A 23,120-nucleotide genomic window follows, 5' to 3' on the forward strand; every position below is an offset into this window, starting at 1 on the left:
ACCATGCACCTGCTCCACTCCCTCATCGAAGCGGTCGCCGACCGGCTGCACGCCTCCACCGACGCGAACGCCCGCGCACAGGGCCTCGCCGTGCAGCGGCTGCCGTGGGGCGGTCGGCGCATCGGACACCCGATGGTCGGCCAGTACGCCGCCGCGCGCCGCGAACGGCTGCTCCGCGGAGACGCCGACATCGTCGACCGGATGTTCCTCGACGTCCAGCAGCCCACGGGCCGCCGATGACCGTCGACACGTTGCCCGACCTCGAAACCGAACCCGAGGTCGGGCCGCGCCCCGGCTCCCGCGCCGCCCGCATGCTGATGCCCCTCGCCGCAGACGTCGTCAAGGACATGGCCACCGAATACGGCGTCTGCCTCCGCCCGATCGGCCTGCGCCGCACCGACCTCGCGACCGGCCAGACCGAAATCATCGACGTACCGTGCGGCGCCACCCGCGAGGACAAGTGCGTCCCCTGCGCCAAACGGGCACGACGGCTGCGCAAGACGCAGATCCGGGAGGGCTGGCACCGCACCGACGAACCCGCCCCGGCACCGGACCCGGCGACGGAGGAACACCGGTCGCTGATCAGCCTCCGCGCGCACCTCGAGTACTTCCGCGACCAAGCGGTCCGGGAATCCAAGTGGGACGAGGTCGGGGAGGTCGACGACGCGATCCGCGAGGTGGAGGAAGCCATCGCCGCGGAAGGGCTCCGCGGGACGGTGGCGCCGTCGCATGACCAGCCTGAGGAACCGAAGCGGCAACGCTCGACCCGCCGGCGGCAGGACGCACCCGCGCTCCCGCGGCAGAAGGTCCGGCCGCACACCGTGGGCCGCGTCTACACCGCGCCGGACGGCACCGAACACCGGCCGTCGATGTGGCTGACGATGACCCTCGACTCGTACGGCCCCGTACGAGAAGACGGCTCACCGGTGAACCCGTCCACATACGACTACCGGCGCGCAGCCTGGGACGCGATCACGTTCCCGCGGCTGCTCGACCGGTTCTGGCAGAACCTCCGGCGTTGCGTCGGCTGGAACGTCCAGTACGCCGGCTGCGTCGAGCCCCAACGACGCCTCGCGCCGCACGCCCACTTTGCGATCCGCGGCACCATCTCCCGCGCGGTCCTGCGAGAGGTTGCGGCGGCCACCTACCACCAGGTGTGGTGGCCTCGCGTCGACAAGCCCACGCATCGGCCGGTCTGGGACGCGGACGCCGAAGCGTGGTGCGACCCGGACAGCGGCGCGCCGTTGCCCACATGGGACGAGGCGCTCGACGCGATCGACGAAGACCCCGACGCTGAGCCGGCGCACGTGATCCGGTTCGGCAAACACGTCGACGCCCGCGGCGTGGCCGCCGACAGCAAGGACATCGACCGCACCGTCGGCTACATCACGAAGTACATCACCAAGTCCGCCGCTGACTGCCACACCGTGACGACCGACCGGCAACGGGCGCACCTCGAACGGCTCTGGCACGAGCTGCGCGTCACGCCGTGCTCGGAGCGGTGCGCGAACTGGCTGCTGTACGGCATCCAGCCGAAGAAGGCGCACGCCAAACTGCGTCCCGGCAACTGCAAAGGCAAGGTCCACCAACGCGCCACCCTCGGCATCGGCGGCCGACGCATCCTCGTTTCCCGCGACTGGTCCGGAAAGACCCTCGCCGACCACCGCCACGACGCCCGCGCCTGGGTGACGACCCTCCTCGGCGTCGCCGACGGCATCGACCAGGTCCCGGCGCCCGACGCGAACCCGGGCACGCCTCAGAAGATCGCGTGGGAGCTGGCGAAGCCGAACGACCCTGACATGCCGCCGATGCGACATCGCCTACTGCGGGCGCTCGCGCAGCGCATCCAGTGGCGCAACGCCCTCAACGCTGCCAGGGACCGGGCGGCGCAGTACGAGCAGACATCCAGCGACAACGGGGAGGAACGCAACGGTGAGTGACCGGCTGTTGAAGGTCGCAGAGGTGGCCGAACGGCTCGGAGTGACGGAACGGTTCGTGCGCCGGCTGATCGCCGAACGCCGGATCGAGTACGTCAAGGCTGGCACCCACGTACGGATCAAAGAGCAAGCGCTCGCTGTCTACATCGACGAGTCCACTGTGGTTCCGATCCGCATGGGCTTGCACAGCAACGGATTGGTGGCTTGATGACTGACAAGAAGCGACGTCGATTCGGCGCCGTTCGGCAACTCCCGTCCGGCCAGTGGCAGGCGCGCTACTCCGGTCCGGACGGTCAGATGCACCCAGCGCCGCAGACGTACCCGACCAAGCCACTCGCAGAGAAGTTTCTCAGCGTGACGGAGGGCGACATCGCGTCGGGCCGCTGGATCTCACCGCTTGCGGCGAAGATGCCCGTCTCGCAATGGGCCAACCAGTGGTTCGCTGCGTCGCAGTCGCGCTGGAAGGTCAAGACGCAGGAGACCTACCGCTCGGTCCTCGACCGGCTGATCGTGCGCCATCTCGGGGCGGTGAAGCTCGGCGCACTCCGTCCGCTCGCGGTGACCCGGTGGGTCGGCATGCTCGCCGAGACGGTGAGTGCGTCGCAAGTCCGGCAGGCGTACCGGCTCCTGGCGCAGATCATGGCCTCGGCCGTCGACAACGGCATGATCCCGGTGACTCCATGCCGTGGTGGTCGCGTCGCTGGCCTCCCTCGGCTTCCGCACGCCAAGCCGAACGTCCTCACGCCCGGGGATGTCGCCCGTCTTTCGGCAAAGTGCGAGCTGCCCGACCGGGTCCTGGTCCTGCTGCTCGCGTACGCCGGGCTCCGGATCGGCGAGGCGCTCCCGCTGCGTCGCCGATCCTTCGACCTGCCGGACCGCCGGCTGATCGTCGCCGAGGCTGTCTCGCAGGTACGCGGCGGCTCGGTGATCGGTACACCGAAGAACCACCAGCAGCGGGAGCTGACCCTGCCCTCGTTCGTGGTCGACGCGGTGGCGGAACTGCTCGGCAACCTGCCCAAGGGTGAGGACGTGTTCCTGTTCGGCGGCCGGCAGAAGCACACGAAGGGGCGACAGCAGAGTTACTACGGCTTCCGCGCCCGGTTCCGCGAGGCGGTCAAGGCGGCCGGCCTCGACGGGGTGAAGCCGCACGACCTCCGAGCCACGCACGCGTCCTGGGTCTCGGACTCGCACGGCATCCTCGTCGCTGCCGCCCGGCTCGGCCACGCCGACGCCAGCGTCACGACCAGGCATTACGCTCGCCCGCTCGGCGGCAAGGACGAAGAGGTCGCGGCGCACCTCGACAAGGTGGCTCGCAAGGCTAGTGGCACGCGGATGGCACGCAAGATCAAGAAAAACGTGCCATAAGCCTCTGACCTGGTGCCCCCGGCAGGATTCGAACCTGCGACACACGGTTTAGGAAACCGTTGCTCTATCCCCTGAGCTACGAGGGCGCGATGAGCAGTGTACCGACGCCCCCGCTGACCTGCGTCGGCATATCCCGCCCCGGCGTGGCTCCGGTGCGTTCGGGCTGGTGGAACCAGCGCTCGATCACACAATCGGCGTTTGCGATGGGTGGGGTCCGTCCGGTATGCCCGGTTGGCTCGCCGTGACCCTGGTGGTTCGCTTCGCCGAGCACTCGTCGAGATCCTGCGGCGGGCCGGGCAGGTCCTTGGAACTGAATATAAGTCCGGCTTATACTCGGAGGATGTGGGATGTCAGGCTGCATCCGGACGTCGAGGCGTGGTTCTTGGAGCTGTGTCGTATTGACCCGACGACTGCTGACCTGGTCGCCGAGGCGATCGACGTTCTGACTGAGCAAGGGCCGGCGCTCGGTCGGCCACTGGTCGATCGCCTCAAGGGCAGCCTGTACCAGAACATGAAGGAGCTGCGACCGGGTTCAGCCGGCCGCTCCGAGGTTAGGATGATCTTCGCGTTCGATCCGGCGCGCGAGGCGATCTTTCTGGTGGCCGGGGACAAGTCCGGACAATGGCAGACGTGGTATCGCAATGCGATCCCGCTTGCGGACACTCGGTACGCCGACCATCTCGCGGCGCTGAAAGAGGAGGGCCAGTCGTGACCGAGGCTTCGAACTGGCAGGACGTGAAGGCAAAGGCTCGCGCCGCCGACCCGACCTGGGATAGCGCCGAGCGGGTTGCTCGCCGCCAGCAGATGCGAGAGCAGATGCTGGCCTCGGTCAGCGGTGCTCAACTGGCTGAGATCCGCAAACAGCTCGGCGTCACGCAGGCCCAGCTAGCTGAAGCGGCCGGGCTGACGCAGGCGCGTATCAGTCAGATCGAGAACGGCGACGCCGTCGGGCTGGAGACACTGCGGGCCTATGTGGTCGGGCTCGGCGGCCAACTCGACATCGTCGCCCGCATCGGCAACATCCAGCTCAACGTGGCCTGACCGGGCGGCCTTCCAACTGGCAGCAGCCGATGCACTTAGCGGCCGACGAGCCCCGTGCGGCAGCACCTGCTCGCCGCCTCGTCGTTGGTCCGTCGGCTGCTGCCCGGTGGCAGAAGGCGACGATCCCGTAGCCGAGGACATCTGCGAGAGCTGGACGGAGCCGGCGTGCCAAAGGATGGAGGACTCATGACCGAGTTCCACGACTGGGAGGATATTCGCGCCGACCTCGACGACGGAGACAGCGAGGCGTTGGCCGCGGAACGGGCACGGACTGAAGCGTGGATCAGCGCTGTCGAGGTCTTCGACGAGCTGACCGCCGAACGGAATCAGTCTGTTGCGCAAGCCGCCGGCTCCGTGCGAGCCGAAGAGCTCACGATCAGCTCGGATGCCGAGGCGATCATGGAGCGCTGGGCTCGCGGTGAGCTCAGTACGACCCAGATGCGAGAACTGGTTCGGCAGCTCTGCACCTTATGACCGTCGACCTGTACAGCGACCCGGCTTCCGGGGTGCTCGCTATCGGTTCGGTATCACGTCGGACGCGGCGAAGGTCGGTCGAGGGCTGTCGAAGGCGTGAATCCTCACCGGCGTTCGCGGTGTCTAGAACGGTCGGTCGATGTCCCAGCGGTCTTTGAGGACAAGGTAGATCGTGCCTATCCAGCCTTCGTCCTCGAATCCGGCGGCTTCCTGCGCGATTCTGACGAACCCGTCCGGTATGGCAACGGTGCAGGCGCGGCGGAACTGCTCCCGTGCATGATCTGCTCCTCGGATCTGCGGCGCCACCACAAGGTCCTGGTCGTCGGGAACAGCGCCTGCCAGGTACCCGCCGACCGCGTTGATCAGCTCCGCGCGTTCGCCGAACGCGCCCGGTTCGATGCGGACCCGGTTGCTGTACAGCTCGACCTTCATGTCAGGCGGCAGTTGAGCCTGGTAGTGCTCCCAGCAGGCGATGATCTGATCGGACTGGGCCGGTGTCGGTGCGGTGATGCCGAAGGTCGTGGCGAGCGGCTCGAATCGGAGCCCCTGCCATTCGATGCTGCCGGTGGTGGTGTCCACCCGCTCCACGGCGATCGCGGCGTCGCCGATGTGCCGCCGAGCCGCGGCGCGGGCCTCGGCCAGGCCCGCTTCGTCGTGGTCGGCTTCGACTGTCAGCTCGTCACCGGTGGACAGAAACACGGCCCAGACGCCGCTGTACCGGTGCTGGTAGGTGATGGAGATCGGATCCATGGGGCGAACTGTGCCATGAACGCCGCGGCTGCATAACGTCGAACATCAGGGGCAGCTTGATCATGCGTACGTACGCTTGGCCGCGGTGAGTACCGCGACCCGCCGGCGCGCCCGGTCACCACCCAGGTCGATCGCTGGCGACGATGGCCTCTCGAAGGCCGTCGCACGGAATGAGGCGCGGGGGTACGCCAGGGAGCATGCCGTGGCGGCGGCTGCGGCGGATGGCGCGTCGCTGGTCGGGTTCGAGGGCCGCGATGCCCGAAGTGTCGCGGCCGGGCGTCGGATACCCGTGGATAGGATGCCGCCGTGCCCGTGTCTCGGAAGCGGAAGAAGAAGTCTCAGTCCGGCGGCCGGTCCTCCCGCCAGCCGATGGTCTCGCCGCGTGGCGGGTCCGCGGGAGCCGGTGTCTTCGGTGAGCTGTTCGAGTATCGGCAGAAGCTCGCCGAGCATCGCACCACGCTGGCCGGGAATGCAGCCGGGGCGTTGATTGACGCCTTGATCGCGAGTGCCCCAGGGCGGTCCGACGACGACCTCGAAGACGACTTCTGCGTTCGCTACGGCGCGGCGATGGTGTCCTTCGAGGACGGCTCCGTGGAGGACATCGTCAATCCGGAGGACCTCGTCGGCGCGTTGCTGTCGGCGCTTGACGAGCGGTTCCACAAGCCGGCGGAGGCTGGTGGGGACGTCGCTGTTCTCCAGCGGCTGCTGGCTGTCGTCGCCGGTGTGCTGCCGTTCCCGCTCAGCGAGTCCGCGAACGATCTGATCTTGGCGCATCTGGATGCCCGCACGGCGAAGCGGGCCGCGCGCGGGCGTGCTGTGACCGGTCCTGTGTTGTGGGCACGCGACGTCTACGGCACCCGTTGGGCGGTGGTTGCGCCGTTCACGTCCGACACGGGCCCGGACCGCTGGTACCTGTGGGACGTGGACACCTGTGGATACGAAGTGCTCACCGTGCACAGCGGCTTCCATGCTTCGGCCGAGGCCGCGGTGGCCGCTTGGCGGGAGTCGGTCGGGCAGGCCGCGGCGGGTGAGGCGGTCCTGACGGTGGTGGATGACTCGGAGACGCTCGACGTCCTGCTGCGGGGCGAGGTCGAGGGGATACGGATCGGCGGGGAGGACGAGGAGCAGTACGCCGAGTTCTTGCGCAGCCGGCGGCTCGGTAGGACGGCGCGGAAGGCGGTACGGCGGGTGCGCGGGCGCGCCTTCGTGCGGCTGACGGCCGCCGACGCCGCGGCGCAGTTCGCCCAGCGGCTGCGGCAGATCGACTATCACGGTGGGATCGTCGGCGAAGGGGACGACGCCGGTCCTGTCGGCCCCGCCGAACTTGCTGAGGAATTGGCCGAGTCCTGGGACCCACACGATGACCCAACGCTCTACCCGTTGTGCTCGCCGCACAAGGTCGCGGTCTCCGTGCTGCACCTGCGGGACTTCTTCCAGGATGACTTCGCCGCCGAGCTCGTCGCGCTGCTGCCCGAATGGATCCGCTTCCTGGCGGAGCACACCGCAATGCCGGCGGAGTTGACTGAGCGGTGCCTCGCGTACGCCTCGGGTGAGCTCCAGTTTCCCGGAATCCTCGACGACCGAGGACGGTCGAATCCCATGGCACGGGTGGCCGAGTAACGGTGGCTACGGTTTTCGCGCGCGACCGGTTCGCGGGCCTTCTGGGCGAGGGTGCAACTGCGGGATCGTTCAGCGCGCGACGCACCGCCCGTCTCGACGACCTGCGGCTGGAGGTCGTCGGTGTCGGCCCGATCACCCTGCCCGTCCCGGTCCGGCAGGCGAAAGAGCTTTGCCTGATCGGTCGGCCGGCCCGGTTCGGTAAGGGCGAGCAGACGCTGCTGGACGCCAAGGTCCGCGACACGTGGGAGGTCCCGAAGAGTCGCGTGAAGATCGACAAACGGCAGTGGAGCGCCACGCTGCGGCACGTCCTCAAGCGCCTGCGTGCCGACCTCGGCCTGCCGGAGGGATGCGAGCTGACGGCCGAGTTCCACGCGATGCTGGTGTACGCGCCAGGCCAGTTCTTCGCTCCGCACCAGGACTCGGAGAAGGCTGACGCCATGATCGGGACCCTGGTCGTGACGCTGCCCTCGGCAGCCACGGGCGGTGTACTCGTGGTCGAGCACGCCGGCCGGACCGCGACGTACCGGTCGTCGAAGGAATCACTGTCGTTCGTGGCCTTCTATGCCGACTGCCGTCACCACGTCCGTCCGGTCATGTCGGGCTACCGGGTCGTGCTGACGTACAACCTGTTGCTCAAGGGTGACCCGGTCGCTGCGGCAGCCGGACGGACCGACCCTGGCCTGGCGGTCGAACTGGCCAGCTGCCTGAACCAGCACTTCGGCGATTCGGACGAGCCCGCCCGCCTGGTCTACCTGCTCGACCACGAATACACCCAGCGTGGGCTGGGGTGGGTCCGCCTCAAGGGAGACGATGCCAGCCGCGGCGCGTTGGTCCGGGCGGCGGCACTTGCCGCCGACTGCGAGGTTGCCCTGGCCTTGGCGGAGGTGCACGAGCAGTGGAGCGCCGAGGACGCAGTGCCAAGCGGCCAGTACTGGGACGACGGAGACGAGACGGAGGATGACGGGGACTACGAACTGCAGGAGCTCATCGAGTCGACGACCAGGCTCGACTGCTGGCTGGATGAGGGTGGCGAGGCCACGCCCACCTCATTGATCGTCTACGACGACGAGGTCTGCGCGACGACGCCGACGGCGGACCTGTCGCCACACGCCTCGTCGTACGAGGGCTACATGGGCAACTACGGCAACACCCTGGAGCGCTGGTACCGCAGAGCGGCAATCGTGGTTTGGCCGCGCCGGTGGGCCTTCGCGATCCGTGCGCAGGCCTCGCCCGCGTGGGCACTCGATCGGCTCGCCGACCTGGTCCGGGCGGGCAACGTGGCCGAGGCTCGTGAGGCCGCCGCCACGCTCGCCTCCTTCTGGAGCGTGGTGGCGAAGGCGAACGCCGAGCAGCTGTTGGGCAAGACGCTCGCGGTCGCCCACGACCTGGACGAGCCCGGCAGCTCAGCCATGTTGCTCGCGCCGTTCCAGATCGAGATGCTGGGCCGCTCTCATGCTGCGTCGCTCGCCCGGGTCGCCGTGCGCTACGGCGATTCCTGGACCCGCGAACTGGTCGACGTCTGGTTCGGCCGCGATCGACCGGCGTACCTGTTGTCATCGCAGCCGCAGCGGGCGGTGTGGCTGGAGTCCCTGCCAGCCGTATGCGATGCGTTGCGCGAGGCGCCCGAAGCCGGTGGGCCGGTGGGCCGGCTGGTGTCCGCCGCCGCCTGGACCCAGCTGCGGGAATCGGTGGACAGGATGCTGCAATACCCCGCTCCGAGCCACCGGCACGCGGCGCTGAGTGAACTCGGGCCGGCTGTCGCCGGTCTGCTGCTGAGCACGGCGAGCCTCGCGGTGGCGGACCTGCGCGACGAGATGGTCGCCTTCCTGCGCAGCGACAATGATGATCTGGTCTGGTGCGCCATGTCCGCGCTCCGCGCAGCCCGCACGGCTGGCCGCGATACCCGCCGCGCCGCAGGACTCGACGTCATTGCACGCCATTGCGCCGCGCGGCTTGCGACTCGGCTGGCCCAGCCGACCCGGTCCGCCGACGACTGGTCGATCGAGTTGCCGGAGGGCTGCCACTGCGAACTGTGCCAGACCCTGGACGCGTTCCTCGCCGACAGATCACGGCGCTCCTTCGACTGGCCGCTGGCAGAACAACGGCGCCGGCATGTCCACGCCCGGATCGACCAGCACGAGTTGCCGGTACGCCATCAAACCCGACGTAGCGGACGACCTTACACACTGGTATTGACCAAGGCGGAGGCACTCTTCGCACGCGAGCGAGAGGCCCGCCAGCGCGACCAGACCGACCTCGCCTGGCTCGGCAGAACATTCGACGCCCGGTGAACACGCTTCGCCGAGCACGCGTCGAGCCGTCGTACCACCCGAACGTGACAGCCCCGATGCGCATTGGCCCAGCTGGTTCGGCGGGCGTTCCGGGGCCGGGCATCCGCCCAGGCCGCGCTCGCCGAGGCCGAAGTCCACTCGGCAGACGAGACCCGGATCGAGACACTGCAGCAGGCGCTGACCGAGGCGGTCGCGGAAGACTCCGCGTTAGAAACGGATCTACAAGCGGTGTGGCGCGACCTTTCGCCACACCTGACCGCCGGTTACGGCGGCGTGGCCAACAACGTCTCCGGCACCATCGAGGGCAACGTGGTGCAGGCCCGTGACGTCCACGGCGGCATCTCCTTCGGCACTCCTGGCCGAACCGAGTCCTGAGCGGTCCCGGAACTCCAGCCGGCCGATCTCAGTGTTGGGTCTGGCTCATCGGGCTTGACGGTGCAGTGAGAGCTGATGCTGGAAGGCGTTCCTCGGGGTGGTGTGGGTGCGGTACAGCGGGCTGCACGGCGTGGCGGCCAGCCAGGTCTCCAGGTCGTCGAGTTCTCGTTCTCTGCCGTGGTCGGCGAGGAATGTGAACTCGGTCATGATCCCGACGACGCTGCGGTTGGCGGTCGGGGCGATCCGGCGGGTGGTCATCTGTTCGACCTCGGCGGCGATCGTCGCGGCGTCGGCGCCGTACGTGGCCATGGTCGTGGCGATGCGGTCGACGGCGCGGGCCAGCGCGGTGGCGGCGGGTGCGAGCGGCAGGAGGACCGGCAGCAGGGTTGTCTCGTTGACCAGCAGTAGCACGTCCGGTCGCCATGCGAACCGGGTGGCGTACCAGTCGCCGAGGGCGGTGGTGGACTGCTCACCCGCGCGCAGGTCCGGCGTGCCTATCCGGTCGCGGAGCTTCTTGGTCGCACGCACGATCAGCACCGCAACATCATGGCAGTGGCGTAGCCGTTCCCCCTGGTTGAGCACGTCGGTGGCGGCAGTCGTACGGCGTACGTACTGCGGAATCTTGACCGTCGACGCTGCGGCAGCCGCTGGCGTTGATAAAACGACAGTTAGCGCATGTTAGCGTTGTTTTATCGAAGATGAGGGTGTGATGGCGAAGCGGACGAGGTCGTTCATGCCGACCACCCGGGCGGCTGTTGCGCTGCTCGGTTCCCTGATCGCTGCCGCACGCAAGGAGCGCGGTTGGACGGCTGCGGACCTGGCCGAACGTGTCGGGGTGCAGCCGCACACCATCGGGCGTCTCGAGCGGGGCGAGCCGACGGTGGCTGTGGGCCTGGTGTTCGAGGCTGCGGTGGTCGTCGGGGTGCCGCTGTTCGCTTCGGACGAGCGGGAGCTGCCCGCCTTGGCCGCGGCCGCGAGGCAGCGGCTGGCGCTGCTGCCGGCTCGGGTGACCAAGCCAGCGGTCGTCGTCGACGACAACTTCTGACCGCGCGCGAAGGAGAGGCATGGCACCGCTGCGGGATGCGTTCGTGTGGGTGTGGCTGCCTGGCGCGACGGAGCCGGTGGTCGCCGGCCGGGTCGTCGCGGTGGACGGCGAGCGTTACGTGTTCGCGTACGGCCGGAGTTATCTGGCGCGTCCCGACGCGGTCTCGCTGTATGCGCCGGAGCTGCCGCTGCGGGAGGGGCCGATCGAACCGCTGCGGGATCTGCCGCTGGCGGGCTGCCTCCGCGACGCCAGCCCCGACGCGTGGGGTCGGCGGGTCATCCTCGCTCGCCGGTTCGGTCACGTTGACCGCGACGCGGACACCGGAGCCTTGGACGAGCTGACGTACCTGCTCGGCTCGGGCTCCGACCGGGTCGGCGGGCTGGACTTCCAGGCCAGCGCTACCGAGTACGTCGCGCGGGACGAGACGGCCGAGCTGGCTGAGCTCATCGGCGCGGCTGAGGCGCTCGAGGCCGGCCTGCCGCTGTCGCCGGCGCTGGGCGAGGCGCTGACCCGGGGTACGTCCATCGGTGGTGCCCGCCCGAAGGTCACGCTGCTCGACCAGGGGCGGCGCCTGATCGCCAAGTTGTCCTCGACCGGGGACTACTACCCCGTGGTCAAGGCGGAGGCCGTCGGGATGATCCTTGCCCGGCGGGTGGGCCTGCAGGTCGCTGCCTGCGAGGTCGTCCGCTGCGCTGGGCGCGATGTGCTGCTCGTGGAGCGCTTCGACCGCACCGAGGTACCAGGGCAGCGCCGCATGATGGTCTCGGCGCTGACCATCCTCGGCGAGGACGAGATGGGCGCGCGGCACGCCGGCTACCCGGACCTCGCGGACGCGGTCCGCAAGCAGTTCACCGACGCCGCCCAGCATCTGCGTGAGCTGTTCGCGAGGATGGTCTTCAACGTCTGCATCGGCAACACCGACGATCATCTGCGCAATCACGCCGCGTTCTGGGACGGTGCGCGGTTGTCGCTGACCCCTGCGTACGACCTGTGCCCGCAGCCGCGCAGCGGCGAAACCGCGAACCAGGCCCTGAACGTCACCCGCATCCCCGGCGAGCGGGCCAGCCAGCTGCGGCTGTGCCGCAAGGCCGCGCCGGAGTTCCTGCTCTCCGACCGTGACGCCGAGCAGATCATCGAGGATCAACTCGAAGTCATCCGTCGCGATTGGGACGACGCCGCCGATGAGGCACAGCTGACGGAGGCGGAACGTAACCAGCTGTGGCAACGACAGATCCTGAACCCGTACATCCACTACGACCAGGCGTGAGGACGTACGGCCAAGAGTCTCCCGCGCTGCGGGCAGTGGCCTTCCTGGCCGCGAATGAGCGCTGCTACCCGCCGCGTTCGGCGATCACCCGGGCAGGTCGCTGGCAGCGAAGGGCGCTCGCAGGCCGTCGCACGGGATGAGGCGCGGTGGTACGCCAGGAAGCACGGCGTGGCGGCGGCTGCCGCAGATGGCGCATCGCTGGTCGGGTTCGAGGGTCCAGGCGAGGAAGCGTCGGTACAGCGTCGCCGGGTCGGTGTCGTCCAGCTCTCGTTGGGCGATGGCCATGAGCTTGGCCATGTTCTGTGGGAGCGCGGCCGGGTCGGTGGTCGACAGGTTCCGTTGTGCTTCGGTGCATGGCCAGGGGAGTCCGTCGACGGTGCAGGTCCAGGACGGGCGGGTGACCCGGTGGGCGGTGCTCACCATCGGCCTCCCGTGTGGCGGCGCTTCCGGTCGGCTGCTGCAGCCCGGCGCAGGACGGTCACGGGGACGTCGAGCGAGTCGGCGATGACGGTCAGCAGCGGTGCTGTTGGAAGGCGCACGCCGCGTTCGTACCGGGAGATCTCGTGGCGGGTGAAGGTCGGGCGTCCGGACCTGGCGCACAACTGATCTGCCAGATCGCCTTGGGTCAGGCCGAGCTGGCGCCTGCGGCGGGTGATCAGCTGACCGAAGCTGACCGCGGTCGCTGGATCGTTGCGTGGTGGTACGTCTGACACGAGGTCTCCCCTGCCGGTGGATTTCGGGACGGCTGGACGTTGATGAACGCTCGCCTTCGCCGGGGAGTCAAGTCGTCGCTGTCGATGGACATGATCTGGACGGCCGTGTCGTGCCCAATGTCGAACCGGCGCGCCGGCGTACTGCCGGACACCTTGATGTCCGGCACGGCTTGGACATGTCAGACGGCCGTCGTGACACCGGCGCCGACAGGGGACCGGTGCGGCGCACGGCGGTCATGACATGCGATCTGGACGAGCCGGTGACACCCGTCGCCGGCGCACTGTCAGGCCGGCGACGATCGTGTCACGGGTGGGTGGCGACGGGTATGTCACGTGCGAACTCGCGACGATATCAATCGATGATCTTCATTGACAGCCCAGACGTCATAGCCGGCACGGTCACCGCAGAGTCGGCTCGCCGCCATGGTCAAGTGGCCCTTCACCTGGTGATTGACATTCATCACGGCGGGTTGACATGTCACGTGGACCCGGCGCGGCGCGTGGCACGCAGGCGGAGTGACATGCGAATGACATCCGGCGGCGCGCTGTGACAAGCATTCGTGACATCGATACATGTTGTTGTCACTCGTCAGTGGCACGCAGGCCATGTCATCGACGGTAGTCGTTGACATGCGTGTGTCCGTGTCCTGCCGCCGGCGCGGCAGCCAGCAGCCGTGACACGGCAGGCGGGCATCGACACCACCGTCGACCGCAAGATCTGGCGTGACGCCACATCCGCCGTTCGCTCATCGCCGTCGGCCGATCCGTCGCCGCGCACAACCACTCACAGGGACCGGCTCCCGCTGTGAGTGGCTCGCCGCCGTAGCACGTGACGCTCACAGGGAGCCCGGTCGGGCGCTCACAGCGACTCACAAGCCGCTCACAGCGCAGGTCCACTGCTGTGAGCGGCCCGCTGCCGTACCACACGACGCTCACAGGAAGCCCGGCTCGGCGCTCACAGCGCAGTCACAAACCCGGTCCGGACGCTGTGTGAGCGGCTGTGAGCGGTGGGGGGTGTTCGCCAGCGCTCACAAAGGGCGGATAGGGGGATGTAGGGCTCGACGGCCGGTGGCGGGTTCCGCAGGCCGATCGAGCTGGCGCCGTCGCCGTTTGCCGGACCTCTCGGGGTCGGCACCCGCGTTGCCGTCGGTGCTGGCGTCCTTGTTGACCGCCGTCATGGCGTCCGTCTTGATCCGGACCCCACAACGGACGTCGCCAGTCGCTGTCCCTGCAGCACGTGCCCCGTCCCGCCGGTCGGGCGGCGGCTCAGAGACACGTTGCGTTCTCTTCCCTCCGTACCAGATGAAAGGAAAACCATGCCTGATCAGGTCTTGCGGGTGCAGTCGGTGTTGACTGCCCGCGACCATCAACTCCTCGACTGGCTTTACGACCATGGGGTCCTGACGACCGGGCAGATCGCTGAGGCGCTGTTCCCGTCGCTGGACTTCGCGCAGCATCGCCTGCAGCGGCTCATTGCGCTGAAGGTGGTGGACCGGTTCCGGCCGTTCCGGGCGGAGGGTGGTTCGTATCCGTTCCACTACGTCATCGATCAGCTCGGCGCTGAGGTCGTCGCGGCGCAACGCGACGAGCCGGTGCCCAGACCTGGGTACGCGAAGGCGATCCGGCGTCGTTGGACCGCCTCGCGGATCCTGCAGCATCGCCTTGGGGTCGTCCCGGTCGCTGTCCTCGTACCTGATGAGACTCGCAACCGGGCCGGGCTGGACCTGCTGCCGCCGCAGGAACCCACCTGGTGGCTCACCTCCGCAGCCGCTCCGCGGCCGCCTGCCGCGCCGCCGGCCCCGAAGGCCACGACCGCCAAGAGCCGCGGAGATCGTCAGGACGGCCCGACCCTGTTCGACCTGAGCCCGCAGGCCACCGAGCAGCCAGCGGTGACACTCGGCCGCGCCATCGTGACCAGCGCCGTCTACAAGGCACAGCGAAGGATCACCGGCCGCCTCATCGTGACCGACGATCAGATCGCGAGCATCATCGACGCGCTGGCAGGGGCGGCTGCCAACCGGCTGGCGCCCACCCTCGCCGCCCAAGCCCTCGGCGTCGCCCAGACCCGGCTCCGGGGTGCGCTGACGCAGGTTCAGCAACTGCTCAACATCGAGGGGTATGCCGTTCTGGCCGCCGAACCAGCGACTGGCATGGTCACGCTCGACGTCACACTTCTGACCGAGCAGTTCGAGGTGCCCTCGTGACGCTGGACGTCTCCCAGCGGCGCCGACGCGAAGTGATCGACGCGCTTCGCCGTGGGACTGTCCCGGAGAGCGGACTCGACCTGCTCGCGGTGGGCCTCGACCGATTTTCCGCCGCTCTCGACAGTGAGCTCGACACGGTTAGCTCCGGTGGCGCCGTGTTCAAGGCGGTATGGGGCGAGTACGGCGCCGGCAAGACATTCTTCACGCGACACCTTGCCGAGCGGGCTCTTCGCCGCGGATTCGCCGCGGCCGAAGTGCAGATCTCCGAGACACAGACGCCGCTGCACCGGCTGGAGACCGTGTACCGGCGCATCACCGAGTCCATGCGCACGGCGTCGATACCACCCAGCGCGTTCCGCGCTGTTCTTGACTCCTGGCTGTTCACGCTGGAGGCCGATGCGCTCGAAGCTGATCCCGCCGCGCAGGCTGACGTGGGCGCGGCGGTGGATCGGCTCCTCGAACAGCGGCTCGTCCAGGTCAGCAAGCACTCCCCGCTCTTCGCGCTGGCGTTGCGCGGCTATCGGGCAACATTGAGCTCGGGTGACACCGTCGTCGCTGACGGCCTGGCCGCATGGATGGCCGGACAGCCGCAGGTCGCGGTGTCGGCGAAACGAGCTGCCGGAATCCGCGGCGAGCTCGACCATTTCGGCGCCATGGCCTTCCTCCAGGGGTTGCTCACCGTCCTACGGGACGCCGGCCATCCGGGATTGGTCCTTGTCCTCGATGAGGTCGAAACGCTGCAACGGGTCCGTGGCGACGTCCGGGACAAGGCACTTAACGCGCTGCGACAGCTGATTGACGAGGTGCACTCCGGCCGCTTTCCCGGGCTGTACCTCATCATCACCGGTACGCCGGCGTTCTACGACGGGCAGCAGGGTGTGCAGCGGCTCGCCCCACTGGCGCAACGGCTCGCCGTCGACTTCGGCACTGATCCGAGATTCGACAATCCCAGGGCTGTGCAGATCCGCCTGCCTGGCTTCACTATCGAGTCCCTGGTCGAGCTGGGTGGCCGCGTTCGAGACCTCTACGCAGACGGGTCATCTGCTCCCGACCGGATACGGGTTCTGGTCGACGAGGCGTACCTTGACCAGCTGGCTCGTGCCGTTGCCGGCGGCCTCGGGGGGAAAGTCGGCATCGTGCCGCGCCTGTATCTGAAGAAGGTGGTGGGCGATGTCCTCGACCGGGTCGACCAGTTCCGGGACTTCGACCCCAGGCAGCACTATGCGCCGACCATGTCGGCAGCGGAGATGACCGACGTGGAACGCAACGCCGCAAGCGCCGACGACATCACACTGGACCTGTGACAAGCGCCGACGTGCTGCATCCCGTACTGCTGCACCACATCGTCAACTCCCTGCAATGGTCAGGCCTGCGACCCCTGCAGGATGCTGCTGTGGAGCCGCTTCTGGCCGGCGACGACGCGCTCCTTCTCGCTCCGACCGCTGGGGGCAAGACCGAAGCCGCAGCGTTTCCGTTGTTGTCCCGGATGGCCGCCGAGGGCTGGTCCGGAACGTCAGTGCTTTACCTCTGCCCGCTCAAAGCCCTGCTCAACAATCTGCTGCCGCGCTGGGAACGCTACGCCGACTGGCTGGGACGGCGAGCAGCGCTCTGGCATGGCGACGTCACCGCGTCTCGACGGCGGGCCATTTTGGCTGCCCGCCCGGACGTGCTTCTGACCACGCCGGAATCCCTGGAGTCGATGCTGGTCAGCCGCAACGTTGACCATCGGGCGTTCTTCGCCGGCCTGCGGACCGTGGTCATTGACGAGGTACACGCCTTTGCCGGCGACGACCGCGGCTGGCATCTCCTTGCCGTTCTGGAACGCCTGACCCATCTGATCGGCCGTCCCGTTCAGCGGATCGGGCTCTCGGCAACCGTGGGCAATCCGGATCGCCTGCTGACCTGGTTGCAGGGCTCCGGGGCGGGTGTTCGGGCCGGACACGTCATCGCTCCTGACCTGACGGTCGCCGCGACGGCGACCGGGGCGACAGCTCCGCCGGGCGAGATCGAGCTTGACTTCGTTGGCTCCCTGCAAAACGCTGCCGCCGTGCTCGCCGGACTTCACTCCGGTGAGAAACGGCTGGTCTTCTGCGAATCTCGCCAGGCCGTAGAACAGCTCGGCAGTCTCCTGCGGGAGCGTGGCATCACCACCTTCTTGTCACACGCCTCGCTGTCCGCTGACGAGAGAAGACGCTCAGAAGAGGCGTTCGCCGAGGCGCGTGACTGCGTCATCGTTTCGACCAGCACGCTCGAACTGGGAATCGATGTTGGTGACCTCGACCGAGTCATTCAGATCGATGCTCCCTCGACCGTGGCCTCGTTCCTGCAACGACTCGGGCGTACGGGACGGCGGCCCAGCAGCATCCGCAACTGTCTCTTCCTTACCCGCAGCGGAGACGCCCTGCTGGAGGCAGCGGCCTTGCTGGTGCTCTGGGGGCGCGGATGGGTCGAGCCAGTCGTTGCCCCGCCCGAGCCGCGGCACATCGTCGCCCAGCAGATGCTCGCGCTCTGCCTGCAAGAACACCGAGTGGGAGATCAGAACTGGTCGCAGTGGTGGAACGGTCTCGACCCCTTCGGGCGCGGCGCCACCCCGATTATTCGCCATCTAGTTGATCAGGGCTACCTCGACAGCGACAGCGACATGCTTTATATCGGCCCTGAAGCTGAACGGCGCTTCGGGCACCGCCACTTCATGGGCATGACGGCAGTATTCACCGGAGCGCCCGAATTCACCGTCCTCGTAGGCCGCGATGAGCTGGGCCGCGTCGATCCTGCGCTGCTCACTGAGGAGGTGCAGGGCGACCGTCGATTGCTACTCAACGGGCGAAGTTGGCGGGTTACCTACATCGACTGGCGGCGCCGCCGCTGCTTTGTCGAACCCGCCGAGAGCGGCGGAAAAGCTCGCTGGATGACCGGGGGCTGGTCAGGCCTCAGTTTCGAGCTGAGCCGTGCTATGCGTGAGGTGCTTCTCGGCGCAGATCCTCCGGTGAAGCTCACTCACCGCGCAGTGAAGCGCCTCGCCCATGAGCGGGAAGAACGATCCCCGCTGGTGCATCCGGGAGGCAGCGTCATCCTTCGCGATCGGCAAGGCGATGACCTGCGGTGGTGGACCTGGGCCGGTTTCCGCGCGAACGCCACCTTGGCGGCCACGCTGACCGAGGTGGTCGACCCGATCCAACGCTTTGATGACTGCCAGGTCCGCCTCCGGGCGGATCTTACTCGCGAAGAATGGCGGACACTCGTCGCCGATGCAGATCAGCGTCTGTGCTTGCCCGAGGTCAACAAGAAGGCTCTCGACGGACTCAAGTTCAGCGAAGCGCTGCCGGAGCGACTCGCGCTGGCGACGTTGGCGGCTCGCCTCGCCGATCTCGATGGCGCAACCACTGTCCTGCAGGAGCCGACACGGTTCGCTCTGTTGTAGCCGGGCAGCGCGTCAGTCTGGCTGTGTAACGTGTTCGAGCTTGGTGTCGAAATGGTCACGAAATAGCACAATTCTGCGGATCGCACAGCTGCTGTTCCCGACGGCGAGCCCGACGTCAACGCCGCGAATATGCAGGACACGCCCCAGTGGACTGATGATCCAGCGGAATTAGGAAACCGATGCTCTATCCCCTGAGCTACGAGGGCGCGATGAGCAGTGTACCGACGCCCCCACTGACCTGCGTCGGCATATCCCACCCCGGCGTGACCTGGGTTCGTTCGGGCTGGTGGGAGCGGGGACCGATCACACAATCGGCGTTTGCGATGGTCGCGATCCGTCCGGTATGCCCGGCTGGTTCGCCGTGACCCAGGGTGGTTCGCTTCGTCGAGCACTCGTCGAGCACTCGTCGAGCCGTAGCGTCGGCGATGCCCACGGACTAAGCTATTAGCTAACCGGGAGGTGTTGGTATGTCGGCGGAGGCCGTGCACTTCAACATGCATGAGGCCAAGACGAACCTGTCAAGGATCATCGAGCGTGTGGAGCGTGGAGAGGAGATCATCATCGATCGGGCGGGCACGCCGGTGGCGAAGGTCGTGCCCTTGGTGCGTCGGGTGAACCGCACCGCCATCGGCTCGCTCGCAGGGCAGCTGGACCTCAGCGGTGACTGGGATTCACCCCAGACCAACGCGGAGATCGCGGCCGACTTCGGGATCGGCGGATGAGCCTGCTGCTGGATACCCACGTCGCACTGTGGGCCATCACGGGTGATTCCACATTGGGGCAGGACTTCCTCGAGCGCCTGCGCCACGACCCGGATATCTTCCTGTCTCCGGTCAGCCTGTGGGAGATCACTATCAAGCAGTCCACCGGAAAGCTGGCCGGGCCGCCGGACCTGGCGGAGCGGGTCCGGGACATGGGGTTCCACGAACTGCCCGTCACGTATGCGCACGGCGTCGCCGCCGGCCGTCTCCCGCCGCACCATCGTGACCCGTTCGGCCGGATGCTGGTGGCTCTAGGCGAGCAGCGGACACACTCGTGTTAGCGCTGCGGCCGGCGTTCGAAGGTAGCAGGAGACTGGGACGACATCCGCGCGGAGCTTGACGACGGCGACAGTGATGCGTTGAACGCGGAACGGGCGCGGACCGAGGCGTGGGTCAGTGCCTTCCACCTCGCCGAGGAGCGCAAGCGGCTCGGGCTCACGCAGCGGCAGGTCGCCGACCTCATGGGCGTCACACCCGGCCGGGTCAGCCAGATCGAGAACGGCGACCTGGACGTCAACGAGGTCGCCACCCTCAGCCGGTACGCGCAGGCGCTGGGCGCCCGGCTTCGCATCATCTTCGACTACGGCGACGACCTGCGGCAGATCGCCTAAAACTGTGCCAGGAAGGGCGCCATGATCGAGGCTTCGAACTGGCGGGACGTCAAGGAATGGGCTCGCGCTGCCGACCTGACCTGGGACAGCGCCGAGCGGGTGGCCCGGCGCCGGGAGATGCGAGAGCAGATGCTGGCCTGGGCAAGCGGCGCTCAGCTGACTGACATTCGCCAGCAGCTCGGCGTGACGTGAGCAGACGGTTGATGCCGTTTCTCTCGCGGACGAGTTCGCGCCTGATTGCTGCCGCGCCTGAGCGCTCATCGAGCCAGGCGGTGCCGGAAGGCGTTCTTCGGAGTGATGTGGGTGCGGTACAGCGGGCTGCATGGCGTGGCGGCCAGCCATGCCTCCAGGTCGTCGAGCTCCCGTCCCCGGCAGCGTTCGGCGAGGAACGTGAACTCGGTCATGATCCCGACGACGCTGCGGTTGGCGGTCGGGGCGATCCGTCGGTTGCTCATATGTTCGACCTCGGCAGCGACCAGCTCGTTGTCAGCGCCGTACTCAGCCATGATCGCGGCGATGCGGTCGGCGGCACGGGACAGCGCGGTGGCGGCGGGTGCGCGCGGAAGGAGGATCGGCAGCAGGGTCGTCTCGTTGACCAGCAATAACACATCCGGTCGCCATGCGAACCGAGTGGCGTACCACTCACCGAGCGCGGTGGTCGACTGCTCACCCCCGTGTAGGTCTGCCGCGCCCATTCGGTCGCGGAGCTTCTTGGTCGCGCGCACGATCATCACGGCGGAATCAAGGCAGTGGCGTGGCGACGTCCTCCGCCGAGTACTCGTTGAGCGCCGATCAATTGTATATACTGTCAATCGAGGTTGGATATATGGGGGGTGCTATGACCAAGAAGCTCATCGACATCGACTTGGACGCACTGGCGGAGGCGACAGCCCTGCTCGGAACAAAGACGCAGAAGGACACCATCAACACCGCGCTGCGCGAGGTGGCAGCCGTTCAGCGTCGCGCCAAAGCGCTGGACGAGCTGACCGAGATCGCCACCACCGGCGCGTTCGATCACCTCCTTGACAAGGGGAACTACCGGCCGTGAGCACAGTCCGGTTCCTTGCCGACACGAGTGCCGTGGTGCGCCTGCTGCGCAACCGGCGGGTGCAGGAGCTGTGGCAACCGCAGCTGCGGGCCGGCGTCATCGGCATCTGCACTCTCACTGAACTCGAGTTCCTCCGCGGAGTGCAGTCCAAGGCCGACCACGACCGGTATGCAGCCTTGTTGGGATCGGTCTTTACGTGGGTGGTGACCCCGGACGACGTGTGGCAACGGGCCGCCGAGGTCCAGCAGATGCTCGCGGACGGTTCGGAGCACCAGGGACCCAGCGCGGTCGACCTGCTCGTGGCGGCAACCGCCGAGCTGTCCGGCCTCTCGCTGCTGCACTACGACCACGACTTCGAAACGATCGCGCGGACGACCCAGCAACCAACCACCTGGCTGGCGGCTCCTGGCTCGATCGACTGACCTGGGCATCGGCTTTCCACGCGGGTGGTTACGCGGTGGGGCTTGGTACTTGCTCGTCCGCGATGTGGGCGGCGTGGAGCAAGGCGCGCCCGCTGCCGGCAGCAATCTCGCCTAGCTCCACGGTGGGATCGTTCGGGTCGAAGGTGGCTTCCTCCGCCCACCGCGTCGTGGTCTCGTCGGCGCCGATCGGCACAGGGGCGCAAGCGGCATGCGGTTCCGAGGTCATCGGTAGCTTCTCTCGATCAGGTTTGGGCCTGCTCAATTGGCCGTGCTGACGTACAGGCCGGCGCGTTCCAGGCGGTCCAGCAGGCTCGGCTTGCGGGCGTGCTCCTGACACAACTGGTGGATCCGTCCGCGGAACGTCTTGCGTTGGCCGTCGCGCTCGCCGAGGGCCTTCAGGTCGACCAGCAATACGACTGCTGCGTCGTACTCCTTGGGTTTCTTGGTCGCGATCAGGTCCGCAACTCGCTGCCACGCGCGTTCCGGGTCGGCGGCCAGCTCGTCAAGACGCTGCTCGCGGGCCGCTGCGACCGCTGCTTCGCGGCGTGCCTGTTCGGGCCGCCTTGCGCTCCTGTTTCTGCCGCTCCCGTGCTGCCCAGCGGGTCTCCGCGCCGGCCAGCAACTCGCCCACCGTACGGCCGCCGCCTGCAGTCTCGATGGTCGCGCCGCCGCCGTACCGGCGCAGCAGCTCGGCACGAAGGTGCACGCCGTCGCCGCGCAGCAGCCGGACGATGGCCTCGTCCTTGTCCGCGGCTGGCAGCTGCCGCACCCACTTGGTCAACGCCGCCGCTGACGGCTTCCGCGTGCTCAGTGACGCGCTGGCCTGGGCCGCCGTTTCAAGGAGGTCCTGATCCACACGGAGGAAGTCGGCGAGGCTGCGCAGCGGCCCGGACAGTGTGGCCAGGCCGGGCGGCACCGGCGGCTCCAACGTGTCCTCGTCCAGCTCCTGGTTCTGCACGCACAGCAACCACGCCAGGTAGAGCAGCCGGGTGTCGCCGGCGGCCAGCTCCGCCCGGGCAGGGACGATCGCCGCGAGGGCGGCCTCGTCCTCCCACCACTCCTCATCGCCGTCCTCGTCCTCACTGTGCAGGTCGAGGATCACCTGCTCGCCCGTGATCACCGAGGATGCGGCGTCACCCACGCAGTACGTCGCCGCGAGCGCCGGGTCCAGCAGTGATGCGGGCAGCCGTAGCGCGATCCGGCGGGTGCCCCAGTTCGCCAGGTACAGGTGGGCGTCGAAGTACCGTCGCATCCAGTCGCGGGGATCGGCCTTCAGGTCGCCCCACTCGTAGGTGTTGACGAAGCTCGACGCGCTGATCCGGCCGCGGGTCGACACCGCACGCAGCTCGCCCTGCTCTGCAACGGTCAGCGGCCGGTCGATCGCCACGAACTCGTAGTACTGGTACTCGCTCACAAGTCATCCGCCCCAATGCCGGTACGCCTCGATCCACTCCGAACCGTCCGGCGGCGGATCCGGCAGCGGGAGGTCGAGGATCGCGATCGCCTGCCGCTCCCGACCCCGGTGGCAGATCGCCACGACCCGCTGGCCCCTCAGGTCCACCTTCCGGACCGTGACCTCGACACCGAGGACCTGCGTCGTGAACGGCAGTGCGAGGTTGTCCTCGATCATGGTGTACAGGCCGGTCAACTGCTCATCTTCGTTGTAGCAGTCGACGGTCGCGTCTTCGACCAACGCATCGAGTTCTTTCCGGCTCAGCGAACCCACCGCCGGAGGATAGCGGAGACCATCGGTAGCGGCGCTGAAGAGCGTGCGA

The 23,120-nt window shown here is 67.9% G+C and carries 29 protein-coding genes and 1 tRNA gene; 21 read left to right on the plus strand and 9 right to left on the minus strand.

What is annotated here, in order from left to right:
• Positions 1 to 3 precede the first annotated feature (3 nt).
• From ACZ6TV_RS03035 to ACZ6TV_RS03050, 4 genes are read left to right on the plus strand one after another with little or no spacing between them, the layout of a single operon-like run.
• Complete coding sequence (locus tag ACZ6TV_RS03035; protein WP_465294699.1) at positions 4 to 240, plus strand: hypothetical protein; 237 nt, start codon at positions 4 to 6, stop codon at positions 238 to 240.
• Positions 237 to 1,940, plus strand: coding sequence for a replication initiator (locus ACZ6TV_RS03040; protein ID WP_465294701.1), 1,704 nt, complete (start codon positions 237 to 239; stop codon positions 1,938 to 1,940). Before ACZ6TV_RS03035 ends, ACZ6TV_RS03040 begins: the two co-directional genes overlap by 4 nt.
• Positions 1,933 to 2,145: a helix-turn-helix domain-containing protein gene (locus tag ACZ6TV_RS03045; RefSeq protein WP_465294703.1), complete on the plus strand. Its 213-nt coding sequence runs from the start codon at positions 1,933 to 1,935 to the stop codon at positions 2,143 to 2,145. Before ACZ6TV_RS03040 ends, ACZ6TV_RS03045 begins: the two co-directional genes overlap by 8 nt.
• The gene (locus ACZ6TV_RS03050) at positions 2,145 to 3,302 is read left to right on the plus strand and encodes a tyrosine-type recombinase/integrase (protein WP_465294705.1); all 1,158 of its coding nucleotides are present in this window, start codon (positions 2,145 to 2,147) and stop codon (positions 3,300 to 3,302) included. Before ACZ6TV_RS03045 ends, ACZ6TV_RS03050 begins: the two co-directional genes overlap by 1 nt.
• A 10-nt stretch (positions 3,303 to 3,312) precedes the next feature.
• Here the strand turns inward: ACZ6TV_RS03050 and ACZ6TV_RS03055 are convergent.
• Positions 3,313 to 3,388 (minus strand) — tRNA-Arg (locus tag ACZ6TV_RS03055).
• A gap of 254 nt (positions 3,389 to 3,642) precedes the next feature.
• Between ACZ6TV_RS03055 and ACZ6TV_RS03060 the strand changes: the two genes are divergently transcribed.
• From ACZ6TV_RS03060 to ACZ6TV_RS03070, 3 genes are all read left to right on the plus strand, one after another.
• Entirely contained in the window at positions 3,643 to 4,014 is a 372-nt protein-coding gene (locus ACZ6TV_RS03060; protein ID WP_465294707.1) for a type II toxin-antitoxin system RelE/ParE family toxin, read from the plus strand.
• A complete protein-coding gene (locus tag ACZ6TV_RS03065; RefSeq protein ID WP_465294709.1) occupies positions 4,011 to 4,343 on the plus strand; it encodes a helix-turn-helix domain-containing protein in 333 nt (110 codons plus the stop codon). Before ACZ6TV_RS03060 ends, ACZ6TV_RS03065 begins: the two co-directional genes overlap by 4 nt.
• Positions 4,344 to 4,529: 186 nt before the next feature.
• Positions 4,530 to 4,817 (plus strand): antitoxin VbhA family protein, encoded by a 288-nt coding sequence (locus ACZ6TV_RS03070; protein ID WP_465294711.1) that lies wholly within the window; start codon positions 4,530 to 4,532, stop codon positions 4,815 to 4,817.
• 123 nt (positions 4,818 to 4,940) lie between these two features.
• On the opposite strand, the gene ACZ6TV_RS03075 is transcribed toward ACZ6TV_RS03070, so the two are convergent.
• Positions 4,941 to 5,567, minus strand: coding sequence for a hypothetical protein (locus tag ACZ6TV_RS03075; protein ID WP_465294713.1), 627 nt, complete (start codon positions 5,565 to 5,567; stop codon positions 4,941 to 4,943).
• Between the two features lie 306 nt (positions 5,568 to 5,873).
• Between ACZ6TV_RS03075 and ACZ6TV_RS03080 the strand changes: the two genes are divergently transcribed.
• The 3 genes from ACZ6TV_RS03080 (at position 5,874) to ACZ6TV_RS03090 (ending at position 9,853) form a co-directional block, all read left to right on the plus strand.
• Positions 5,874 to 7,187 carry a hypothetical protein gene (locus tag ACZ6TV_RS03080; protein ID WP_465294715.1) on the plus strand — a complete coding sequence of 438 codons (1,314 nt, stop codon included), beginning with the start codon at positions 5,874 to 5,876 and terminating at the stop codon, positions 7,185 to 7,187.
• Positions 7,188 to 7,189: 2 nt separating this feature from the next.
• Entirely contained in the window at positions 7,190 to 9,478 is a 2,289-nt protein-coding gene (locus ACZ6TV_RS03085) for a 2OG-Fe(II) oxygenase (protein ID WP_465294717.1), read from the plus strand.
• 63 nt (positions 9,479 to 9,541) lie between these two features.
• On the plus strand, positions 9,542 to 9,853 hold the full coding sequence (locus ACZ6TV_RS03090; protein ID WP_465294719.1) for a hypothetical protein: 312 nt from the start codon (positions 9,542 to 9,544) through the stop codon (positions 9,851 to 9,853).
• 45 nt (positions 9,854 to 9,898) lie between these two features.
• On the opposite strand, the gene ACZ6TV_RS03095 is transcribed toward ACZ6TV_RS03090, so the two are convergent.
• Positions 9,899 to 10,390, minus strand: a complete 492-nt coding sequence (locus tag ACZ6TV_RS03095; RefSeq protein WP_465294721.1) for a DUF6933 domain-containing protein — start codon at positions 10,388 to 10,390, stop codon at positions 9,899 to 9,901.
• A gap of 172 nt (positions 10,391 to 10,562) precedes the next feature.
• Here ACZ6TV_RS03095 and ACZ6TV_RS03100 point away from each other — a divergent pair, with 172 nt between their 5' ends.
• Together ACZ6TV_RS03100 and ACZ6TV_RS03105 are read left to right on the plus strand one after the other, a co-directional pair.
• Complete coding sequence (locus ACZ6TV_RS03100; RefSeq protein WP_465294723.1) at positions 10,563 to 10,898, plus strand: helix-turn-helix transcriptional regulator; 336 nt, start codon at positions 10,563 to 10,565, stop codon at positions 10,896 to 10,898.
• A 19-nt stretch (positions 10,899 to 10,917) separates the two neighbouring features.
• Positions 10,918 to 12,165, plus strand: a complete 1,248-nt coding sequence (locus ACZ6TV_RS03105) for a type II toxin-antitoxin system HipA family toxin (RefSeq protein WP_465294725.1) — start codon at positions 10,918 to 10,920, stop codon at positions 12,163 to 12,165.
• An 84-nt stretch (positions 12,166 to 12,249) separates the two neighbouring features.
• Here ACZ6TV_RS03105 and ACZ6TV_RS03110 read toward each other — a convergent pair whose 3' ends face one another.
• Positions 12,250 to 12,588 carry a hypothetical protein gene (locus tag ACZ6TV_RS03110; RefSeq protein ID WP_465294727.1) on the minus strand — a complete coding sequence of 113 codons (339 nt, stop codon included), beginning with the start codon at positions 12,586 to 12,588 and terminating at the stop codon, positions 12,250 to 12,252.
• Positions 12,582 to 12,878: a helix-turn-helix domain-containing protein gene (locus ACZ6TV_RS03115; RefSeq protein WP_465294729.1), complete on the minus strand. Its 297-nt coding sequence runs from the start codon at positions 12,876 to 12,878 to the stop codon at positions 12,582 to 12,584. Before ACZ6TV_RS03115 ends, ACZ6TV_RS03110 begins: the two co-directional genes overlap by 7 nt.
• A gap of 1,316 nt (positions 12,879 to 14,194) precedes the next feature.
• On the opposite strand from ACZ6TV_RS03115, the gene ACZ6TV_RS03120 reads away from it, so the two are divergent.
• From ACZ6TV_RS03120 to ACZ6TV_RS03150, 7 genes are all read left to right on the plus strand, one after another.
• Positions 14,195 to 15,082: a replication-relaxation family protein gene (locus ACZ6TV_RS03120; protein WP_465294731.1), complete on the plus strand. Its 888-nt coding sequence runs from the start codon at positions 14,195 to 14,197 to the stop codon at positions 15,080 to 15,082.
• Entirely contained in the window at positions 15,079 to 16,386 is a 1,308-nt protein-coding gene (brxD, locus tag ACZ6TV_RS03125) for a BREX system ATP-binding protein BrxD (RefSeq protein WP_465294733.1), read from the plus strand. Before ACZ6TV_RS03120 ends, brxD begins: the two co-directional genes overlap by 4 nt.
• Positions 16,383 to 18,503 carry a DEAD/DEAH box helicase gene (locus tag ACZ6TV_RS03130; protein WP_465294735.1) on the plus strand — a complete coding sequence of 707 codons (2,121 nt, stop codon included), beginning with the start codon at positions 16,383 to 16,385 and terminating at the stop codon, positions 18,501 to 18,503. Before brxD ends, ACZ6TV_RS03130 begins: the two co-directional genes overlap by 4 nt.
• A 467-nt stretch (positions 18,504 to 18,970) precedes the next feature.
• Positions 18,971 to 19,225, plus strand: a complete 255-nt coding sequence (locus tag ACZ6TV_RS03135; RefSeq protein WP_465294737.1) for a type II toxin-antitoxin system Phd/YefM family antitoxin — start codon at positions 18,971 to 18,973, stop codon at positions 19,223 to 19,225.
• Positions 19,222 to 19,545, plus strand: coding sequence for a type II toxin-antitoxin system VapC family toxin (locus tag ACZ6TV_RS03140; RefSeq protein ID WP_465294739.1), 324 nt, complete (start codon positions 19,222 to 19,224; stop codon positions 19,543 to 19,545). Before ACZ6TV_RS03135 ends, ACZ6TV_RS03140 begins: the two co-directional genes overlap by 4 nt.
• 42 nt (positions 19,546 to 19,587) lie before the next feature.
• Complete coding sequence (locus ACZ6TV_RS03145) at positions 19,588 to 19,875, plus strand: helix-turn-helix domain-containing protein (RefSeq protein WP_465294916.1); 288 nt, start codon at positions 19,588 to 19,590, stop codon at positions 19,873 to 19,875.
• A 21-nt stretch (positions 19,876 to 19,896) separates the two neighbouring features.
• Positions 19,897 to 20,067: a hypothetical protein gene (locus tag ACZ6TV_RS03150; RefSeq protein ID WP_465294741.1), complete on the plus strand. Its 171-nt coding sequence runs from the start codon at positions 19,897 to 19,899 to the stop codon at positions 20,065 to 20,067.
• A gap of 65 nt (positions 20,068 to 20,132) precedes the next feature.
• On the opposite strand, the gene ACZ6TV_RS03155 is transcribed toward ACZ6TV_RS03150, so the two are convergent.
• Positions 20,133 to 20,606, minus strand: a complete 474-nt coding sequence (locus tag ACZ6TV_RS03155) for a DUF6933 domain-containing protein (RefSeq protein WP_465294918.1) — start codon at positions 20,604 to 20,606, stop codon at positions 20,133 to 20,135.
• Between the two features lie 107 nt (positions 20,607 to 20,713).
• On the opposite strand from ACZ6TV_RS03155, the gene ACZ6TV_RS03160 reads away from it, so the two are divergent.
• Both ACZ6TV_RS03160 and ACZ6TV_RS03165 read left to right on the plus strand, forming a co-directional pair.
• On the plus strand, positions 20,714 to 20,923 hold the full coding sequence (locus ACZ6TV_RS03160; protein ID WP_465294743.1) for a type II toxin-antitoxin system VapB family antitoxin: 210 nt from the start codon (positions 20,714 to 20,716) through the stop codon (positions 20,921 to 20,923).
• Positions 20,920 to 21,345: a PIN domain-containing protein gene (locus ACZ6TV_RS03165; RefSeq protein WP_465294745.1), complete on the plus strand. Its 426-nt coding sequence runs from the start codon at positions 20,920 to 20,922 to the stop codon at positions 21,343 to 21,345. Before ACZ6TV_RS03160 ends, ACZ6TV_RS03165 begins: the two co-directional genes overlap by 4 nt.
• A 258-nt stretch (positions 21,346 to 21,603) precedes the next feature.
• On the opposite strand, the gene ACZ6TV_RS03170 is transcribed toward ACZ6TV_RS03165, so the two are convergent.
• The 3 genes from ACZ6TV_RS03170 to ACZ6TV_RS03180 all read right to left on the minus strand — a co-directional run bounded on the left by ACZ6TV_RS03170 (position 21,604) and on the right by ACZ6TV_RS03180 (position 23,071).
• Positions 21,604 to 21,756: a hypothetical protein gene (locus ACZ6TV_RS03170; RefSeq protein ID WP_465294747.1), complete on the minus strand. Its 153-nt coding sequence runs from the start codon at positions 21,754 to 21,756 to the stop codon at positions 21,604 to 21,606.
• Between the two features lie 91 nt (positions 21,757 to 21,847).
• Positions 21,848 to 22,759, minus strand: a complete 912-nt coding sequence (locus ACZ6TV_RS03175; protein ID WP_465294749.1) for a hypothetical protein — start codon at positions 22,757 to 22,759, stop codon at positions 21,848 to 21,850.
• A 3-nt stretch (positions 22,760 to 22,762) separates the two neighbouring features.
• Entirely contained in the window at positions 22,763 to 23,071 is a 309-nt protein-coding gene (locus ACZ6TV_RS03180; protein WP_465294751.1) for a calcium-binding protein, read from the minus strand.
• Positions 23,072 to 23,120 lie beyond the last annotated feature (49 nt).

This window comes from Dactylosporangium sp. NPDC051087, from assembly GCF_055586325.1.

Bases quoted from the DNA above. Each gene is read 5' to 3' on its own strand.
- ACZ6TV_RS03035 (WP_465294699.1), top strand. From the start codon at position 4: ATGCACCTGCTCCACTCCCTCATCGAAGCGGTCGCCGACCGGCTGCAC.
- ACZ6TV_RS03040 (WP_465294701.1), top strand. From the start codon at position 237: ATGACCGTCGACACGTTGCCCGACCTCGAAACCGAACCCGAGGTCGGG.
- ACZ6TV_RS03050 (WP_465294705.1), top strand. From the start codon at position 2,145: ATGACTGACAAGAAGCGACGTCGATTCGGCGCCGTTCGGCAACTCCCG.
- ACZ6TV_RS03060 (WP_465294707.1), top strand. From the start codon at position 3,643: ATGTGGGATGTCAGGCTGCATCCGGACGTCGAGGCGTGGTTCTTGGAG.
- ACZ6TV_RS03070 (WP_465294711.1), top strand. From the start codon at position 4,530: ATGACCGAGTTCCACGACTGGGAGGATATTCGCGCCGACCTCGACGAC.
- ACZ6TV_RS03075 (WP_465294713.1), bottom strand. From the start codon at position 5,567: ATGGATCCGATCTCCATCACCTACCAGCACCGGTACAGCGGCGTCTGG.
- ACZ6TV_RS03100 (WP_465294723.1), top strand. From the start codon at position 10,563: ATGGCGAAGCGGACGAGGTCGTTCATGCCGACCACCCGGGCGGCTGTT.
- ACZ6TV_RS03105 (WP_465294725.1), top strand. From the start codon at position 10,918: ATGGCACCGCTGCGGGATGCGTTCGTGTGGGTGTGGCTGCCTGGCGCG.
- ACZ6TV_RS03110 (WP_465294727.1), bottom strand. From the start codon at position 12,588: ATGGTGAGCACCGCCCACCGGGTCACCCGCCCGTCCTGGACCTGCACC.
- ACZ6TV_RS03120 (WP_465294731.1), top strand. From the start codon at position 14,195: ATGCCTGATCAGGTCTTGCGGGTGCAGTCGGTGTTGACTGCCCGCGAC.
- ACZ6TV_RS03135 (WP_465294737.1), top strand. From the start codon at position 18,971: ATGTCGGCGGAGGCCGTGCACTTCAACATGCATGAGGCCAAGACGAAC.
- ACZ6TV_RS03140 (WP_465294739.1), top strand. From the start codon at position 19,222: ATGAGCCTGCTGCTGGATACCCACGTCGCACTGTGGGCCATCACGGGT.
- ACZ6TV_RS03150 (WP_465294741.1), top strand. From the start codon at position 19,897: ATGATCGAGGCTTCGAACTGGCGGGACGTCAAGGAATGGGCTCGCGCT.
- ACZ6TV_RS03155 (WP_465294918.1), bottom strand. From the start codon at position 20,606: ATGATCGTGCGCGCGACCAAGAAGCTCCGCGACCGAATGGGCGCGGCA.
- ACZ6TV_RS03160 (WP_465294743.1), top strand. From the start codon at position 20,714: ATGACCAAGAAGCTCATCGACATCGACTTGGACGCACTGGCGGAGGCG.